18 protein-coding genes are annotated in these 17,565 nt (G+C 37.7%); 4 read left to right on the top strand and 14 right to left on the bottom strand.

From position 1 onward, the window contains the following. Positions 1-119: 119 nt before the first annotated feature. The 13 genes from glnA to argR form a co-directional block, all read right to left on the bottom strand. A complete protein-coding gene (gene glnA / locus GHI93_RS07450) occupies positions 120-1,460 on the bottom strand; it encodes a type I glutamate--ammonia ligase (RefSeq protein WP_153496425.1) in 1,341 nt (446 codons plus the stop codon). Between the two features lie 55 nt (positions 1,461-1,515). After that, the gene (locus GHI93_RS07445) at positions 1,516-1,884 is read right to left on the bottom strand and encodes a MerR family transcriptional regulator (protein ID WP_153496424.1); all 369 of its coding nucleotides are present in this window, start codon (positions 1,882-1,884) and stop codon (positions 1,516-1,518) included. A 71-nt stretch (positions 1,885-1,955) separates the two neighbouring features. Further along, positions 1,956-2,432: a low molecular weight protein-tyrosine-phosphatase gene (locus GHI93_RS07440; protein WP_153496423.1), complete on the bottom strand. Its 477-nt coding sequence runs from the start codon at positions 2,430-2,432 to the stop codon at positions 1,956-1,958. Positions 2,433-2,611: 179 nt separating this feature from the next. Next, a complete protein-coding gene (locus GHI93_RS12840; RefSeq protein WP_170272416.1) occupies positions 2,612-2,776 on the bottom strand; it encodes a hypothetical protein in 165 nt (54 codons plus the stop codon). Between the two features lie 11 nt (positions 2,777-2,787). Continuing rightward, positions 2,788-3,405: an AAA family ATPase gene (locus GHI93_RS07435; RefSeq protein WP_153496422.1), complete on the bottom strand. Its 618-nt coding sequence runs from the start codon at positions 3,403-3,405 to the stop codon at positions 2,788-2,790. Then, positions 3,405-4,568: an ABC transporter permease gene (locus GHI93_RS07430; RefSeq protein WP_153496421.1), complete on the bottom strand. Its 1,164-nt coding sequence runs from the start codon at positions 4,566-4,568 to the stop codon at positions 3,405-3,407. Before GHI93_RS07430 ends, GHI93_RS07435 begins: the two co-directional genes overlap by 1 nt. A 346-nt stretch (positions 4,569-4,914) precedes the next feature. Further along, a complete protein-coding gene (ruvB, locus tag GHI93_RS07425) occupies positions 4,915-5,916 on the bottom strand; it encodes a Holliday junction branch migration DNA helicase RuvB (RefSeq protein WP_170272415.1) in 1,002 nt (333 codons plus the stop codon). Positions 5,917-5,952: 36 nt separating this feature from the next. Then, positions 5,953-6,543, bottom strand: a complete 591-nt coding sequence (gene ruvA / locus GHI93_RS07420; RefSeq protein WP_153496420.1) for a Holliday junction branch migration protein RuvA — start codon at positions 6,541-6,543, stop codon at positions 5,953-5,955. Between the two features lie 18 nt (positions 6,544-6,561). Further along, positions 6,562-8,466 (bottom strand): DNA mismatch repair endonuclease MutL, encoded by a 1,905-nt coding sequence (gene mutL, locus GHI93_RS07415; protein ID WP_153496419.1) that lies wholly within the window; start codon positions 8,464-8,466, stop codon positions 6,562-6,564. A 101-nt stretch (positions 8,467-8,567) separates the two neighbouring features. Then, the gene (locus tag GHI93_RS13080; protein WP_246177061.1) at positions 8,568-9,155 is read right to left on the bottom strand and encodes a hypothetical protein; all 588 of its coding nucleotides are present in this window, start codon (positions 9,153-9,155) and stop codon (positions 8,568-8,570) included. Between the two features lie 75 nt (positions 9,156-9,230). Further along, entirely contained in the window at positions 9,231-11,753 is a 2,523-nt protein-coding gene (gene mutS / locus GHI93_RS07405; protein WP_153496418.1) for a DNA mismatch repair protein MutS, read from the bottom strand. Between the two features lie 99 nt (positions 11,754-11,852). Next, positions 11,853-12,203 (bottom strand): YlbF family regulator, encoded by a 351-nt coding sequence (locus tag GHI93_RS07400; protein ID WP_153496417.1) that lies wholly within the window; start codon positions 12,201-12,203, stop codon positions 11,853-11,855. Then, positions 12,193-12,639, bottom strand: a complete 447-nt coding sequence (argR, locus tag GHI93_RS07395) for an arginine repressor (protein ID WP_153496416.1) — start codon at positions 12,637-12,639, stop codon at positions 12,193-12,195. The genes GHI93_RS07400 and argR overlap by 11 nt, the downstream gene beginning before the upstream one ends. 160 nt (positions 12,640-12,799) lie before the next feature. Between argR and argS the strand changes: the two genes are divergently transcribed. Continuing rightward, complete coding sequence (argS, locus tag GHI93_RS07390; protein WP_153496415.1) at positions 12,800-14,488, top strand: arginine--tRNA ligase; 1,689 nt, start codon at positions 12,800-12,802, stop codon at positions 14,486-14,488. Positions 14,489-14,684: 196 nt separating this feature from the next. Here the strand turns inward: argS and GHI93_RS07385 are convergent, their stop codons facing one another. After that, complete coding sequence (locus GHI93_RS07385; protein WP_153496414.1) at positions 14,685-14,990, bottom strand: helix-turn-helix domain-containing protein; 306 nt, start codon at positions 14,988-14,990, stop codon at positions 14,685-14,687. 212 nt (positions 14,991-15,202) lie between these two features. Here GHI93_RS07385 and GHI93_RS07380 point away from each other — a divergent pair, with 212 nt between their 5' ends. From GHI93_RS07380 to GHI93_RS07370, 3 genes are read left to right on the top strand one after another with little or no spacing between them, the layout of a single operon-like run. Next, positions 15,203-15,715: a zinc finger Ran-binding domain-containing protein gene (locus tag GHI93_RS07380; protein ID WP_153496413.1), complete on the top strand. Its 513-nt coding sequence runs from the start codon at positions 15,203-15,205 to the stop codon at positions 15,713-15,715. Positions 15,716-15,726: 11 nt separating this feature from the next. Then, a complete protein-coding gene (locus tag GHI93_RS07375) occupies positions 15,727-16,881 on the top strand; it encodes an SPFH domain-containing protein (RefSeq protein ID WP_153496412.1) in 1,155 nt (384 codons plus the stop codon). Positions 16,882-16,884: 3 nt separating this feature from the next. Further along, the gene (locus GHI93_RS07370; RefSeq protein WP_170272414.1) at positions 16,885-17,460 is read left to right on the top strand and encodes a hypothetical protein; all 576 of its coding nucleotides are present in this window, start codon (positions 16,885-16,887) and stop codon (positions 17,458-17,460) included. Positions 17,461-17,565: the final 105 nt, after the last annotated feature.

Below are 17,565 nucleotides of genomic sequence, written 5' to 3'. Positions count from 1 at the left end.
CTAAAATCATTCTTTCTCTCATTTTAACGAATAACCCTCAAAAATTCAAAAAAACTGTCTCAAAAAACAAAAAAACACTTTTCAGTGCTTTTTTCAGTTAAAAAATCAGTAGATTTCTCTTAATAAAGTTCCAAGTAATTATCAATTTCCCATTGTGTGACAAATTGTGCATAAGACGCCCATTCAATCTTCTTCGCTTCAACAAAACTTGTCAAAACGTGATTTCCTAAAGCTTCAATAACAACATCATCTTCACGCAATGCTTTGACAGCATTATGCAATGTTGATGGTAAATCAGTAATTCCATGAGCTTTACGTTCTTCTTCTGTCATCACATAGATATTAGATTCAATTGCTTCTGGAGCTTCCAAATTATTTTTAACCCCATCAAGACCTGAAGCAAGTAAGACTGCAAGGGCAAGATATGGATTTGCTGTTGGATCAACTGCACGAAGTTCAACACGTGTGGACATTCCGCGAGAAGCAGGAACACGAATGAGTGGTGAGCGGTTACGTCCAGCCCAAGCAACATAAACAGGAGCTTCATATCCTGGAACTAAGCGTTTGTAGCTGTTGACTGTTGGATTTGTGATGGCCGTAAAATTATATGCGTGTTTCAAAAGTCCAGCAATAAAGCTATGCGCAACATCTGAAAGTCCCAAATCTCCTGCTGGATCTGCAAAAACATTTTGTCCTTCAGCATCAAACAATGACATATTGCAGTGCATTCCTGAGCCATTAATTCCAAATTTTGGTTTTGCCATGAACGTTGCATGAAGTCCATGTTTACGCGCAATGGTTTTGACAACCAATTTGAAAAGTTGGATGTTATCGCAAGCTTTGAGTGCATTCGCATATTTGAAATCAATTTCGTGTTGTCCAACAGCGACTTCGTGGTGAGAAGCTTCAACTTCAAAACCAAGTCCAGTCAAAACATTAACGATTTCACGACGTGTGTTCCCTGCGAGATCTGTTGGAGCAAGGTCAAAATATCCACCTTTGTCGTTCACTTCAAGCGTTGGCTCACTATTTTCATTTAATTTAAAGAGGAAAAACTCTGGTTCTGGGCCAAGGTTAAAACTTGCAAATCCAGCATCTTCCATTTTCTTGAGGTTGCGTTTCAATACCCCACGTGGATCACCTGCAAACGGTTCTCCTTCTGGTGTGTAAACATCACAAATCACGCCAGCCACTTTACCATACTCATCTCCCCAAGGAAAAACAATCCAAGTGTCCAAGTCTGGATAAAGGTACATGTCAGATTCATTAATCCGGACAAATCCTTCGATGGATGATCCATCAAACATCATTTTGTTTTCAAAAAGCTTATCCAATTGTTCATCTGTTGCAGGGACTTCAACATTTTTAAGTGTGCCGAGGATATCGGTAAACATTAAGCGTAAAAATTTGATGTCTTTTTCTTTCACATCGCGACGGATGTCTGCTGCTGTAATTGTCATAGAAATACTCCTATTTTTTTAATTGTGATGCAGAATGTTACCTCTAAAACGTGTTCTACATCCTCGGTTGACTAAAAGGTAGAGCGTTAGTTTGATTGTTAAAACGGCCTTGTTGAGCAAACTCATTTTCCAAAGCAGCATGAACTTCGTTAATCGAAAGCGTGCGTGCTTTTTTTGCTTTTTGTTTTGCAAAAATCTGTTTCACCTCAGCGATATTATTCCCCTCAGAAAGCAAATCGCTGATTTCAAAAAGCACGTCAATATCACTCAATGAGTACATTCGCCTATTTCCCTCATTTCGCTCAGGAGAAATAAGACGTTGCTCCTCATAGTAACGAATCTGTCTCGCCGATAAGTCCGTCAGTTTCATCACCGTTCCAATCGGTAAAACTGCCATTGATCGTCTCAATTCGCGTTCTTTCAATCTTTTAACCCTCCATGTCGTTTATTATAAGCTTTGAATTCCTAACTGTCAAGTCCCGATGTTAGATTTTATCACATTAACCCGTATTTTTTTGATTTTTTCTCTGTTATTTCGATCATTTCATGTAACAAGCTCTCGCATCCGCTCTTAATCAACTGATACGTTTCTTGAAAATCACCTGTAAACCACGGATCTGGAACGCCTTGATCTAAAAGCATGCCAATTTTCTGACTCGTTTTTTCTGGCGCTCTTTTTTTAAGTGCCTCCATATTAGCTTCATCCATCGCAATGATTTTATCAAAAGCATAATAATCTTCCCGCTTCATTTTTTGGCTTCGCTTTTGCTCATCAAAAGTAATCTGATGCTCCTCAAGCTGCTTTTGAGTCCCAGAATGAACGGGATTCCCATCCTCCCAAGAAGACGTCGCCCGACTCTCAATATGAACAGTTGATGCCAGTCCTGCCTTATTTACCATCTCTTTCATGATAAATTCTGCCATTGGACTCCGACAAATATTTCCTAAACAAACAAATACTATTTTTTCCATAAATCCCTTTACTTTAACTCATTATCAATCACAAATTTTGCTCACTCGTTCTATTATACCCTATTTCATCAGATAATACTGTCAATACTTCAAAAATAAAAAAACCTGTTCAAATCTTTGGCAAGTTTTTTTATTGACATCATACGCGGTTATTTGATCCTTTAATGAAGCGTTTCACGCTAATCTTTTTGTTGAGTTTTTTTCTTTGATTCCTTTAATTTTTTATACTTTTTATTCGGATCAATCCAAACTTTACTTTCACTATTTTTAAAAGCATTTTGGAGTTGTTCAACCTCCCTAAAAATATCACTTTTAGGCTGAGGTACGGGTGTAATGACTGACATGATTTCTCCTTTCAAAAAAACACATCCATATAGCCAATTTCTTTGGCCGCTTCGTCAAAATCAGTGACTAAATTAAGTCCAGACTCAGATAAGAGATAGGTTTGATTGCAAAAATGTTCGATTTCTTTGAGATTGTGTGAAGTTAAAAGAACAATTTTTTCTTGGACAACTTTTTTGACTTCTTCATACACTAAAGCTTTTTTTGAAACATCAAGTCCACTAAACAGCTCGTCAATAATCAGGAGGTCACAATCTATTGAAAAAGACAAAATTGTCGCAAAAAGTTGTTTCATGCCCAAAGAAAATTGACCGATTCTCTTTTTCTGAAATGTGTCAGCACCGAAAATGCTGACTAATGCTTTTGCCTTGTCTTTTTCTTTTGTTTTTAAAAGTTCAAAATAATCTTTCATTTTTAAACTTTCTTCAAACGATTCTACATCAGGAAGATAAGCGACACGACCACTTTCAATTTTTCCTTGGGAAAATCCAATCTCACCTGAAAGAATTCCAAAAAGAGTGCTTTTCCCAATACCATTTCGCCCAATCACACCATACAGTCCATTTTCGACAATCTCAAAATCAAGTGGTGAAATATCTGGAATCTTTAAATTTTTTATTTTTAATCCCATTAGACGCTCCTTATTTTTTGGTTTTTAAGAACGAAGATAGAAATGCTCAAGAAAAGTGCACTTAAAACAAAGAGATAACTGGCTCCAACCACTAAAGAATAGCGACCAAACAAATCCGTCGGATTCCCAAAAAGTTTAAGTGGTTCAAAATAAGAAAATGGAATAAATCGCTTTATTGAAATGATCCACGAAACTTTTCCTATCATTGAATATCCCATAACAAATAGAGCAATAACTCCCACAACAACCATACTGCGCTTGACAAAAACAGAAATCAAAGCACCTAATGAAGCGAGAAATAAAATGACAAAGAATAAATAAAAAACACTTCCTAAATCCAGTATTCCATTTGCAATTGTGATGTTAGTGAGAGTAAATCTCATAAAATCTACATTGCCAAGATAGGCTGGATAATTCCAAGCCCCAAAACCATTGACAACACCAATAATCAGAAAATATACAATGCTTGAGAGCAAAATCCAAGCAAATGTCGCTAAAGTACCAGATAAAACTTTTATCAAAAGATTTTTTCGCAAATCAATTCCTGCAAATCGATAAAATCTATTTTCTTTAGATTCATAACCACTCGCAACAAGAATTGAAATCATAGAAGAAAATAAGACAATAAATAAACTGCTGGATAAAATCGGAATGAATTGCTGATGAAAATTTCCAAACGCATGAGATTGCATCGACGCCATGACTTCAAAATTCAAATGTCGCTCTTGTACCGTCGTTATATATTTAATTTCCTGTTTCAGCGCCTTATCCTGACCATTTTCTGCATTTAAGAGAAGTTGATCCACTTTCTTTTGCAAACGAAAATATTCATTGATATGATTAGCATTGAGCGCTGTGACTTGTTTTTCATAAATGATATTCTGTTCTTTATAATAGTTTAGTGTATCATTCAGTTGATCACGCGCTGCGCTTGTTTTCGCATCTTTTAAAATATCCTCATTATTTTTAATGTTATCCTGAACTGATTTTTCGTTATCTTGTACATCTTGGAGAAGTGATGCGGTATTATTACTAAAAAGAGACGTAAAAGAAATCGTGGCATAAGTGCTGTAACCTACAATTATTGCAGAAATCAATACTAATATGTACCTGTTTTTCTTGTTTAAGATAAACTTTTTTAATTCAAATTTAAAATCTTTCATTAGATCTACCTCTCAATATAAAGTAATGAAATGGGGACGATTTTCTAATATCACGAAAAAAAAATAACAAAAAGCAAACCTCACCATTTGCTCAATGTTTTGCTCTCATTGTTCAAATTTTTCCTTTATATTTATTTTACTCTTTTTTATCGTTTTTTTAGTGTTTGTTTTGTTTCTTTTTCATTCATGATAAGGTTCATTTTTTTATTCTAATTCTTATTCACTTTTATTTTATCGATTATATTAAATTTAAAACTCAAAAAGTCACACAACACCAGTGTGTGACTTGAACGCTTTGATCTATGCTCTTAACGTGACAACTCATTTTCTGTCAGTACTGACAGGATTATTCTTCATGATCCCATTGGTAGCCTAAGTGTTCATAGGCACGTTTTGTTGCTTTTCTTCCTTGCTTGGTCCGCATGATAAAACCTTTTTGGATGAGATAGGGTTCATACATGTCTTCAATCGTTTCACGATCTTCTGCGATATTGACTGCGATCGTTGATAAACCGACGGGTCCGCCGTGATACATCTCTATCATATTTTTTAGGATTTTTTGATCAATAATATCCAATCCTTCATTGTCCACATCCAAAATCGTCAGAGCCTTATCTGTAATTGCTTTATCCACACGGCCATCGCCCATGATTTGGGCAAAATCACGCACGCGTTTAAGCAGACGATTGGCAATTCTGGGAGTTCCGCGACTCCGTAAAGCAATCTCTAAAGCAGCATTATCAATGACTTCGACTTCAAAAATATCGGCTGTCCGCTTGACGATTTCTTCCAAATCACGCTCTTGATAATATTCCATGTGACTGGAAATCCCAAAGCGGGCGCGCAAAGGGTTTGACAACATCCCAGCTCTCGTCGTTGCCCCAACCAAGGTAAATGGTGGCAAGTCTAAATGAACCGAGCGCGAACCATCTCCAGCACCAAGCATAATGTCGATGTAAAAATCTTCCATCGCCGAGTACAAAATTTCTTCAACCTGCATGGGAAGCCTGTGAATCTCATCAATAAAAAGGACATCCCCTGGTTCTAGCTCATTTAAAATCGCAACTAAATCGCCAGGTTTCTCAATCGCAGGGCCAGCAGTTTGTTTGATGTGAACCCCAAGTTCATTGGCAATCACAAACGCCATCGTTGTTTTTCCTAGTCCTGGAGGGCCAAACAAAAGAACGTGATCGAGCACTTCTTCACGTAATTTTGCGGCTTTAATAAAGATTTCTAATTGTTCTTTAACTTTGTCTTGTCCAATATATTGGCTAAAAAGTTGCGGACGGAGTGATTTTTCCATCGTTACTTCTTCACCCATCGGCTCTTTATTTAAAATATCATTCATCTTAGTTTTATTATAGCACAAGAAAAAAAGTGTGCGTTATTTCATCATTAATTTTAATGCTTGTTTGATGTATGCTTCACTTGTCAAGTCTGTTTTTGTTTCTAACGTTTTTTTAATTTTTGTTAATTCTGTTGCTTTATAACCCAGTGCTACAAGCGCTTCTATGGCTTCATCTAGTGCAATATTGTTGTGACGTGTATCCCCTAATGAAGGTGCGTCTGCTCCAATTTTTTCGAATTTTCCTTCTAAATCTAAAATCATCTGCATCGCTGTTTTTTTCCCAACACCAGGGAATTTTGTCAAATAGGTAATGTCACTATGATCTATTGCTTGAATCAATCCTTCATTATCACTTGCTGCAATAATTGCAAGTGCTGATTTTGGGCCGATTCCTGAAACGCTAATCAACCGCAAAAAGAGTGCTTTTTCTGCTTCACTAACAAAACCAAAAAGCGTGTGCGCGTCTTCACGAATCACTTGATGAACGTATATTTTGACTGTGGTGTTCATCAAACTTGACCAAGCATACGGATTCGCAACATTGATCAAATAGCCAATGGAGTGCGTCTCAACAACAATAGAAGTTGGACTGATTTTTGTTAATTTTCCATTAAAATAATCGTACATTTTTTCTCTCTAATTTCTTTAACGCTCATCTTTCCAACTTGCTGCTTTGGTGCGATGCGTTTCTTGTATTCTTCTAAACATTTTTTGCACTTCTGTCTCTGAAAAATGAAGAATTGTAGGTCTTCCGTGTGCACAAGAATAAGGATTTTCACATTTTTCTAAATCACGGATTAACTGTTTAGCTGATAGATCATCTAATGGCTCTCCTGCTTTAATCGAACTCTTGCAGGCCACCATTGCCGCTAAATCATGACGATACTCCTTTAAAGAGAACTGATCAAATGAAAGCACACGATCTATCATCTCATAAATGACTTTTTCAATCTCCGATTCTCTCAACCACACTGGATTTTCTCTTAGAATAAACGTCGTATCCCCGTATTCTTCCAAGAAAACACCCGCTTCATGGAGTTTTTCCTTTCTTTCAGACAACAAGAGTGCCTCATCTCTTGGGAGATCGAAATAATAAGGGGTCAATAAAATTTGCTGATCAATAGCTCCCTCACCAATCCGATCTTTCCAGTATTCGTACTTGATGCGCTCTTGAGCTGCATGCTGATCTATCATATAAAGCCCTTCTTGTGCTTGACACAAAAGATAAGTGCGATGAAACTGTGCTAAATACTCAAGTACTGGGAAGTGAGTAATCACCGGCTGATGGGTTGAATCTTGTGTGGGGGTGAGTTCATCTGACGTGGCGGTTTTTTCTCGTTTTTCAATCAGAGGGACGGATTCATTGACCTCAGCACGTTCAGTAAATAAAGTGGGAGAAGTGATCTGGGATGATTGTTTCTCATTTATTTCTTCTTTAATAAAGAAATCTCTTTTTTCTTTATCATAATACAGTGCCGATTGCTGAGAAAAGGAGGGGTGTTTTGCTGTGGCTGCTGGGGTATTTTTTTCTTTCGCCCCTTCAATCGCTTCTGGAATCAAAACACCTTCAAGCAGTGTCGAGGCTATCGCTTTTGAGATTAAAGCCATAAGTTCCTTTTCTTTAGATAAACGGATTTCTTGTTTTGTTGGATGGACATTGACATCGGTGAGTTGTGGATCAATGTGAATCGAAATCACAGCGAATGGAAAGCGCCCAACCATGATTCGATTGCTGTAACCTTCTAAAACAGCTTTTCTTAATAAGAAGTTTTTAATGTATCTGCCATTTACTAATAAAGTAATATAATTTGGATTAGAACGTGTGAGTTCTGGCAAGCTCACATATCCCGACACTTCAAAATCAAGATCTTGAGTATCTATTTTTCGCATTTTTTTTGCCTGGACGACTCCATAAATCGCTGCGATGACCTGTTTTAAATCGCCAGAACCACTGGTTTTTAGAAATTCGTGATCGTTATTGATCAGTTGAAAAGCAATATTGGGATGTGCGAGACTGAGTCGGTTGATTATGTCGGTAATATGAGACAGTTCAGCTTGGAGTGATTTGATGTATTTCAGTCGGGCAGGTGTGTTGAAAAAGAGGTTCTCAACGGAAATTTTTGTGCCTTGTCGTTTGAGTGTTGGCTCAACTTTTTGAATCACGCCGCCTTTGGCGATGAGCTTTGTTCCTGAACTTTCGCTTTCAACACTGGTCTCAATCGTAAAATCGCTGACAGATGCGATCGACGGAATTGCTTCTCCGCGAAACCCCAAGGTTCGAATTCTAAAAAGATCGGTTTTATCTTTGATTTTACTGGTTGCATGCCGTTTTAGAGCCATGGAAACGTCCGATTTTTCGATCCCTGTTCCATTATCTATGACTTCAATTCGTTTTAGACCTGATGTTTCAATGATGATTGTGATTTTTGTACTCTTTGCATCAATTGAATTTTCAACCAACTCTTTGACTACGCTAGCTGGGCGTTCAACAACTTCTCCAGCAGCAATTTGATTGGCGAGTGCTTCGTCAAGTTCAATAATTTTGCCCATTTCGGTTTCCTCGTTTCTTCAAATTTTCTTCTGATGTTATTGTTTTATTATAGCACAAAAAAAGCGGTTCTCCGCTTTGAATTTAATTGTTCTATTGCTTTTCAAGGATTGAAAAAGTACTCTTGTCCTGCTGGAATTCGATTGATGAAAACAATGAAAAACACGATAGCAAGCAGTCCTAATAAGACCACAAGGACAAGTCCGATGATAAAGCCGACCAAGCCTGCTCGATTCCATCCAGACATGATTTTTCGGAATTCTTCTTCATCACGATACCCATTATCTCGATTTTCTAGCGTCCATTTTTCACCGTAAAATCCAAAAATAATGGACCACACTAAGCCAAAAATGGGGCCAACCCAAGGGATAGCGGCCAATAAAATCAAAAGTCCGAGATAAGAACGATGTGCTACTCCAAAAAAGAGAGGGAAGGCAAATGCGCCCCAATTCCATTTTGGAGTGATCGATGCTGTGTCAGTAGGAGTTGAGGCCTTCTCTGACTCTAGCTCTGGTGTGAGGGGGGATTTCACATCAAGCGGAGAGACAAGGGAGCTGCTTTCTTTTTCAAATAAAAACTCTAATTCAGGAAATTCTGGATCGCCTGGCGGTGTCACGTGGTACTCCTGTAAGTCCTCAAAACGTTGGTCTTCTGTGAGTGTTTCGTTTTGTTCTGATTGATTTTCATCCATATATTTACCTCTTTTTATTTCAAGTATATCAAGTTTTGATGCAAAATCCAAATCGTTTAAGAGCGCACCGTGTTTTTAGAGAAGCTCTTTTAAATCCCACAAAAAATTGAGTGCTTCGCGCGCGGTCATATTGTCCATGTTGACGGATTTCAGTTTTTCAACAATCGCTGTGGAATTTTCATCAAAATCAAATAAACTTAATTGTTCATCATGATTATCTAATTTTTTAGCAGAAACTGGCCTGTTTTCTAATTTTTGAAGAATAATGTCTGCTCGCTCAAGTAATTTTTCTGGTAATCCTGCAATTTTTGCAACATGAATGCCATAAGATTTGTCTGCTGGCCCTGCTGTGATTTTGTGAAGAAATGTGACATTTCCTTTTTCTTCAAGTGTTGCAACATGAACATTTGTCAGTGCTGACAGCTCCTGATCGAGTGTGGTCAGCTCATGATAATGGGTCGCAAAAAGTGTTTTGGCTTGGATATGATCGTGGACAAACTCAATGATTGCTTGTGCAAGCGCCATTCCATCATAAGTCGCTGTGCCACGCCCCAATTCGTCAAAAATAATAAGTGAATGCTTTGTGGCCTGAGTAATGGCACGATTCGCTTCAGACATTTCGACCATGAAAGTGGATTCTCCAGCAATGAGATTGTCGCTTGCACCGATCCGCGTGAAAATGGCATCAAAAATAGGAAGTTCCGCGATTTCTGCTGGGACAAACGCACCAATTTGAGCCATGATGACCGTGAGTGCAAACTGGCGCATATAGGTCGATTTTCCTGACATATTTGGACCTGTAATGAGCTGAATGTTCGTCTTTTCATCAAAGATAATGTCATTTGGAACGTATTCTTGTGCTCCCATCACAGCTTCCACGACGGCATGACGTCCGTTTTTGATGTTTACTTCTTGCCCGTTCGGTGTTAATTTTGGACGAATGTATCCTTTTTTTTCGGCAATTTCTGAAAAACTTTGAAGACAATCCAGTTCAGCGATGACTTTTGCGACTGCTTGTAATCGTGAAATGTACTGTTCTGTTTGACTTCTCACTGCTAGAAAAAGATCGTATTCTAACGCACTCGATTTTTCTTTTGCCTCTAACATGATTTCTTCGATTTCAGACAATTCCTTGGATCCGTAACGTTCGGAATTTTTTAGTGTTGCTTTTCTGAAAAAATGCTCCGGCACACTACTTAACTGACTTTGTGTGATATGGAAATAATAGCCATCTTTTCGATTATAATCAATCCGTAACGTGGAAATTCCTGTTTTTTCTTTCTCATCTGCTTCTAATTTTGCAATCCAAGAACTGCCATTTTCGAGCGCTTCACGATACGTGTCTAACTGCGCATTGTAACCGGTCTTTATAATCCCTCCTTCAGTGATTGTACGCGCTGCGCTCTCTTGAATCGCTGAATCTATTAGAGCAGTTAGCTCAGGAATGGCATCTAAGCGTTCTGTCAGTGCTGACAAAATCGGTTGGTCCATATTTTCTAATATTTTTCTAATGGATGGAACATGAGAAAGTGAATGTGAGAGTTGTAAAAAATCCACGGGAACTGCTTTCCCAAACGACACGCGTGAGGCTAAGCGCTCCAAATCATAAACACCTTTGAGAGATTCAATTAAATCCGAACGTTCAAAGAAATGATCGATAAAGATCTGAGTAATTTCTGCTCGCGTGTTGATTGCTTCTGCATGAATGAGCGGACGTTCAATCCAAGCCCGAAGCATACGCGTACCCATCGCCGTTTTTGTAGCATCCAAAAGCCAGTACAATGTCCCGTGTTTCTTGCCTTCTCGCTTATTTGCCGTTAGTTCGAGTGAAGATTTGGTCGCAAAATCCATCTGAAGAAAATCCTTGATGGCATAATGTTCGACTTCTTGAACATGACTCAAATCACGCATTTGCGTGCGTTTGACATAGGTTAATAACTTGCTTGCCACTTGATTTTCCAGCGCTGTCAGTGCTGACAAATGGATGAGTGTCGGGATTTCACAATCTAATTGTTCGGAAATGAGCAAATTGAGCTGTTGAGATAAAACGCGCGCTTGTGTGCTGGTTAGTGTATAACCAACGACAACTTCACGCGCTTTTAACGACGCAATTTCTCCTACAACTCCAGAAAAATCAGTAAGTTCAGTCACTTTAAATTCACCTGTCGATAAATCCATATAGGCGAGCGCAAACTGATTTTTTGTCTGATCAATTGCAACCAAAAAATTATTTTCCGAACGATCCGAAAAATCAACTGCTGTTCCTGGTGTAATCACTTGTGTGACCGCTCTTTTGACGATTCCGACAGCTTTTTTGGGGTCCTCAATTTGATCGGCCACCGCCACTTTATACCCTTGTGAAATGAGTTGATCAATATAGTCTTGAACGGCATGGTGTGGGACGCCAGCCATCGGCACAGGATGCTCAGAATTTTTATTGCGCGAGGTCAATGTTAATTCTAAAATCTGCGCTGCATTCACGGCATCGTCATAGAAAAGTTCGTAAAAATCCCCCATTCGAAAGAGCAAGAAAGCATCTGGATAATCTTTTTTGATGTCCAAATACTGTTGCATTCCAGGTGAAATTTTCTCAGGCATTTCTTTCTCTTTTCTTTATTTTTTCTAATTTTTAAAGCTGTCAGTACTGACAGAATTTATTTTTTTCTTAAAATCTCATGTTGTCAGTGCTGACAGCATTTATTTTTCATCATTTTCTAATAAAACATTCACTTTTTGTTCGATTTCACTGGTCACGTGCTGAATTAAATCATTAACGTCTTGCAGTGCTGTAAAATATTGTGCCACGAGAATGTCCGATTTCAAACTTTTTTCAATTTTTTGCGCGGCTTGTGACGTGACTTTATACGCGTTGATTTTGCCAATCTTTTGGTAGAGAATTGCTTCTTTTTGCTGTGCTTTCATCGTTTCTTGTTGCTCAAAAAGTCGTGTATTTTCGTGCAATTTTGCATCCGTTTTTTTAAATTTCTTCACATAATCTAACTCAGAAATCGCACGGATCAACTGCTCAACGCTCTCATCATAAGGCATCTTTAATCTCCAATAAAAGCGTTTTTGCCGCGGTTTCTGATGAACACGTGATTAATAAAGTGTCCGCTCCAGCGATTGTCCCTAAAATTGACGTGCGATTTTCACTGTCAATCGCATTGGCAAGAAGATCCGCCTCTCCCAAATGTGTATGGACCACAACCATTACGCTCGCTGCAGCTGCTTTCACAGCAAAACGTGTAAAATGCTGCTGCAAATTTGACTGATTTCTTCCATTTTCTCTTCTAAAAAAGGAGTAAAAACTCTTTCCATTTTCACGTTTTTTGACAATATGTAATTCACGAATATCTCGTGATAATGTTGCTTGTGTAATTTCAACGCCTTCTTTTTGAAGACGCGTTTGCAATTCTTCTTGCGTCGCAATGCGATGATTTGTAATCATCGATGTAATAAGTTGTAAACGTTCTATTCTCTTCATGTGTATAATTATAACATATTTTCAACATAAAAATTAAAAATCACAGCGCGTTTTTTTCATTGCATCGGGAATTTTCTGTCAGTACTGACAAAACAAAATTTATCTACAAAAAGAATATTTTATCGCTTTTTTTATCTTAAAATATGATAAAATATAAAACATGAATGAAAAAAATTTAGTCGCTCAAGCTCTCTTCAATGCGCTTGATGGAGCACTTGAGCTTGAGCAAATTGAAAAATTAATCGAAAAACCAAAAACGTCTGAACTGGGAGATCTCGCTTTTCCTGCTTTTCAACTCGCAAAAGTCATGCACAAATCACCACAACTGATTGCTTTGGATCTTTGTGAAAAAATCCTGCCGGATGGTTTTGAAAAGGTCGTTGCGACTGGCCCTTATGTCAACTTTTTTCTTGATAAAAATGCAGTAGCAACACAAGTGATCAATGAAATCACAGAAAAGCAGCATAATTATGGAGATCAAAACATCGGTAAATCCCGTCATGTCGTTTTGGATATGAGTTCTCCAAACATCGCAAAACCCTTTTCAATCGGACATTTACGCTCCACTGTCATTGCTGACAGTCTTGCAAATATTTATCAAAAATTGGGCTACCAACCTGTTCGGATCAACCATCTCGGAGATTGGGGCAAGCAATTTGGAATGCTCATCACAGCTTACAAACTCTGGGGCGATGAAGAAGCCGTAAAAGCTCATCCGATTGATGAACTTCTAAAACTTTATGTGCGGATCAACGCACAAGCAGAGCAAAATCCCCAGCTTGATGCTGACGCGCGCCAGTGGTTTCTCAAACTCGAAAACGGCGATCAAGAAGCCCTTTCCCTTTGGAAATGGTTCCGTGATGAGTCTCTTCTTGAATTCCAACGCATTTATGATAAACTTGATGTCTCATTTGACAGTCTCAATGGTGAAGCTTTTTACAATGATAAAATGGCAGAAATCGTTGATTTACTAGATGCAGGTGGACTTTTGCAGCCTTCACAAGGGGCCACTATTGTCAATCTTGAAAAATACAACCTCAATCCTGCACTCATCAAAAAATCAGATGGTGCAACGCTTTACATCACGCGCGATCTTGCCGCTGCACTCTATCGCAAACGCACGTATGATTTCGCAAAAGCCTTGTATGTCGTTGGCGGAGAGCAGGCAGGACACTTCAAGCAACTCAAAGCTGTGCTCAAAGAAATGGGCTATGACTGGGCCGATGATATGGAGCACGTTTCTTTTGGATTAGTCACCCGCGACGGAAAAAAACTCTCCACACGTAAAGGCAACATTATTCGTCTTGAACCTACTTTAGACGAAGCTGTTGAACGTGCATTAAGTCAAATCGACAGCAAAAATCCTTCCCTTAAAAATAAAGAAACAGTCGCCCATCAAGTGGGTGTCGGAGCAGTGAAATTTTACGATCTCAAAACTGATCGCACCAACGGCTATGATTTCAATCTCGAAGAGATGGTCTCATTTGAAGGCGAAACTGGTCCTTATGTCCAGTATGCTTACGCTAGAATCCGCTCAATCTTGAGAAAAGCAGCGTTTACCCCAAACTTTGTAACATTTACATCACTTCCATTAGAAGCTTGGGAAATCGTAAAAATACTGCAAAACTTCAGCGAAACCGTCAAACGTGCCGCTGACAAATATGAACCAAGTTTAATTGCAAAATATGCGATTTCACTCGCACAAGCATTCAACAAATATTACGCTCATGTGCGTATTTTAGAAGAAAACGATGGTCTAAACAACCGCTTAGCCCTTGCAAATGCAACAGCCATCATTCTAAAAGAAGCACTGCGTCTCTTAGGCGTTGAAGCACCTGAAGAAATGTAAAAAAAAGACCTAGCGGTCTTTTTTCTTGTTCATTTTTTTAAATTGTTCAATCAAGTCTAAAATGAGTTGAATTTGCGTTTCTGTCAGTGCTGACAGATCTATTTTTTCATGTCCGATCATAGAAAATCTCCTTTCCTATCATAGGACATGTTTTTCTTGTGGTTGAAATAAAAAAAGCTTGACCTTTATCAAGCACTTATTCTTTTAACGCATTAAAATTTTCAAACTCAGCAATCAGCTGTAAAATAATCCGCATTTGTTCATCTGTCAGTGCTGACAGATTGATTTCTTTATCATCAGAAAGCCCTAAGAGATAATCCGCTGACACATCAAAAATTTGGCAAAGCTGAATCAAAATTTCAACAGATGGATATTTGCGACTTTTTTCGTATGACGAAATGGACGCACTCACCAAACCCATCCGAGCCGCCAAGTCTTGTTGCGTCATTTTTTTCTCCAAACGTAAGGTGCGCAACTTGTCGCCAAAATATTCCATGCCCATCACATTACCTCTAAAAATAAACTATCAAAGCAAAGATATGTTTCAATTGAACTTACTCATTTATATTGATTTTTAGATTAGTTTAAGGTAAAATGGAGGCGTATTTAAAATAATAAAATCAAGGAAATTACTCTTATCATCATTAGGTTGATAATCATTTTGATTTATATTATAATGAAAACGTATAATCGTTTTTGGGAGGATTTTTTACTATGGCAGAATTTTTAAGCTTTGCAGGGATATTTATTTTCTTGATTATTAGTTATACTCTTATATTTAAATTCGGGAAAAAAGAAGAAATTAAGAGAAAGAAAAAAGAAAACGTCATTTCTTGCGTTATTATTTCAAAAATTTATTCTTTAAATGAAATTTCAAAAGTCACAGGATTAAGTTTATTTGAAGTCGAAACACTTTTAAAAGAAATCATTAAAACATCTTCCCTAGGGAATAATAAAATAAATAAGTTAATGAACATTGGTGCCTTCAAAAATGCCATGATTAATCATGCCTCTGGCGAAATTGTTCTTGACCCACACGCCAATGACACAATGTTTACCCGAATGGGAGCTGCTGCCAACTCTGTCTTGGACCGTTTTGCTCCCAAACCAAATAATGAAGCTGTTGCATTTCAAACAGAAAAACCACAAGATTGGAACTGTGAATATTGTAACTCATTAAATCCTGCAGAATTGATAAAATGCTCACAGTGTGGCGCTAAAAAATAGGAGAAAAAAATATGGGAATTTTAAAAGGAATCTCAGATGCCATTGGTGGCACATTAGCTGATCAATGGAAAGACATAATTACAGCTGGAACTTTTGACGAGCGTACCCTTGTTGTTCCAGGTGTTCTTCAAAAAACAAATAATGGACGAGGTACAAATTTATACGGTTCCGATGGTATTATTTCAAATGGCTCAAAAATATTTGTCCCCGAAAATACCGCCGCTTTTATTTTTAGTGAATCCGGAATCGAAAATATCATTACTGAACCTGGTAGCTTTGATTATCAAGATGGGCAAACCAGCATTTTTAACGATAAAGAATTTAACGGAAGCTCCCTTTTTAACCAAATGATTGATCGTGGAACCTCTGTATTAAAACAATCTGCTGATCGTGTAGGTTTTGGTGGACAAAGTTCCGAACAAAAAAGGATTGCTTTTGTTAATCTCCGTGAGATTCGAGGAATCAAATTTGGAACCCACGGTCCTCTAGTATATAATGATTTATTTTACGGTGTTGACCTCGAAATCACAGCTTTCGGCGCATTTTCAATGAAAATTACCAATCCTATTACTTTCATCAAAAAATTTGTCCCCGCAAATGTTAATTTTGTTTCTTTCGATGATAAAAATACCAAAGCTCAAATATCCTCTGAATTCATTCAATCTTTCACAGTTGCTGTCAACTCATTATCAGCCACTTATCGAATCTCACAACTCCCTGCGCACACAAACGAAATTTCTTCAAAAATTGCTACTGATTCTGATAATGCTGGAACTTGGTCAGATAGATTTGGCTTTGAAGTAACAAAGGTTGGAATTGAAAACATTGAGTTCTCTGAAGATTCTCGCGCACTTGTTAAACAATTTTCTGCCAATAAAATGAATGTCAAAGCCTTTGATGACATCTCACAGCACACGGCAAATATTGCTGCACAACAAAAAATTGCACAAGGAATTCAAGATAATGGTCTTGGAGATGGTGCTGGCATGGTTTTCGGCATGAACATGGCTCAAAACATGGGCGGACAAGCCCAAACTTCATCAACACCTCCCTTGTCAATCGATCAACAAATTGAAACTCTGAAAAAATTAAAAGATTTAGTAGATTTGGGAATTTTATCTCAATCAGAATTTGACATTAAGAAGAAAGAAATTATGGGACTATAAAAAATGAAAACTAAAAAAAGTTGGGGTTGGATTATATTTTTGATCATTGTTTTCTGGCCCATTGGAATTTATCTTTTATTCAAACGGCTGGGGAACGATAGATCTGCTCTAATGTCAGAAAATTCAAATATTTTGACCATTTCAGGCATCATTCTTGCTCTATTTGCAGTGCTAGGATTTTTTGGAAATCTCACACATTTTGGAACAGCTTTGTTTAGTTTAATTCTCTACGGTGCAGGCGCTTATTTTGTTTTACAAAAAGCAAACTCTACCAAAAGAAAGGCGGCAAAATATAAATCTTATCTCAATTTGATTGTTAATCAACAAATAACAGACTCAAATCAAATTGCAAATCAACTAGGAATCTCCCCTTCAACCGTGGATAGAGATATCCATGAAATGATTGCTGCTGGCTATCTTCCTCAAAATTATAATGTTCCCCTCGCTCCTGAAGTTAAGTCTCATGAAGATATCATTCAACAAGAAAGAATCGTAAAATGTCCCGCTTGCGGTGCCAATAATAAAGGCATCGTCGGAAAAATTGCAGAGTGTGAATATTGTGGAACACAAATTGGTTAGCTAAACTTGAAAAATATTCAATTATTTTTCCGTAAAAATTATAAACCATCTTTTATTTCTCAATCCCTCTTACAATATTTTATATCATAAAAAGCCTGAAACTCC

Source organism: Lactococcus hircilactis, from assembly GCF_009601015.1.
Taxonomy (GTDB): domain Bacteria; phylum Bacillota; class Bacilli; order Lactobacillales; family Streptococcaceae; genus Lactococcus; species Lactococcus hircilactis.
The sequence above is the reverse complement of the archived record's forward strand: the minus strand, read 5'-3'. Positions and strand labels throughout refer to the sequence as shown.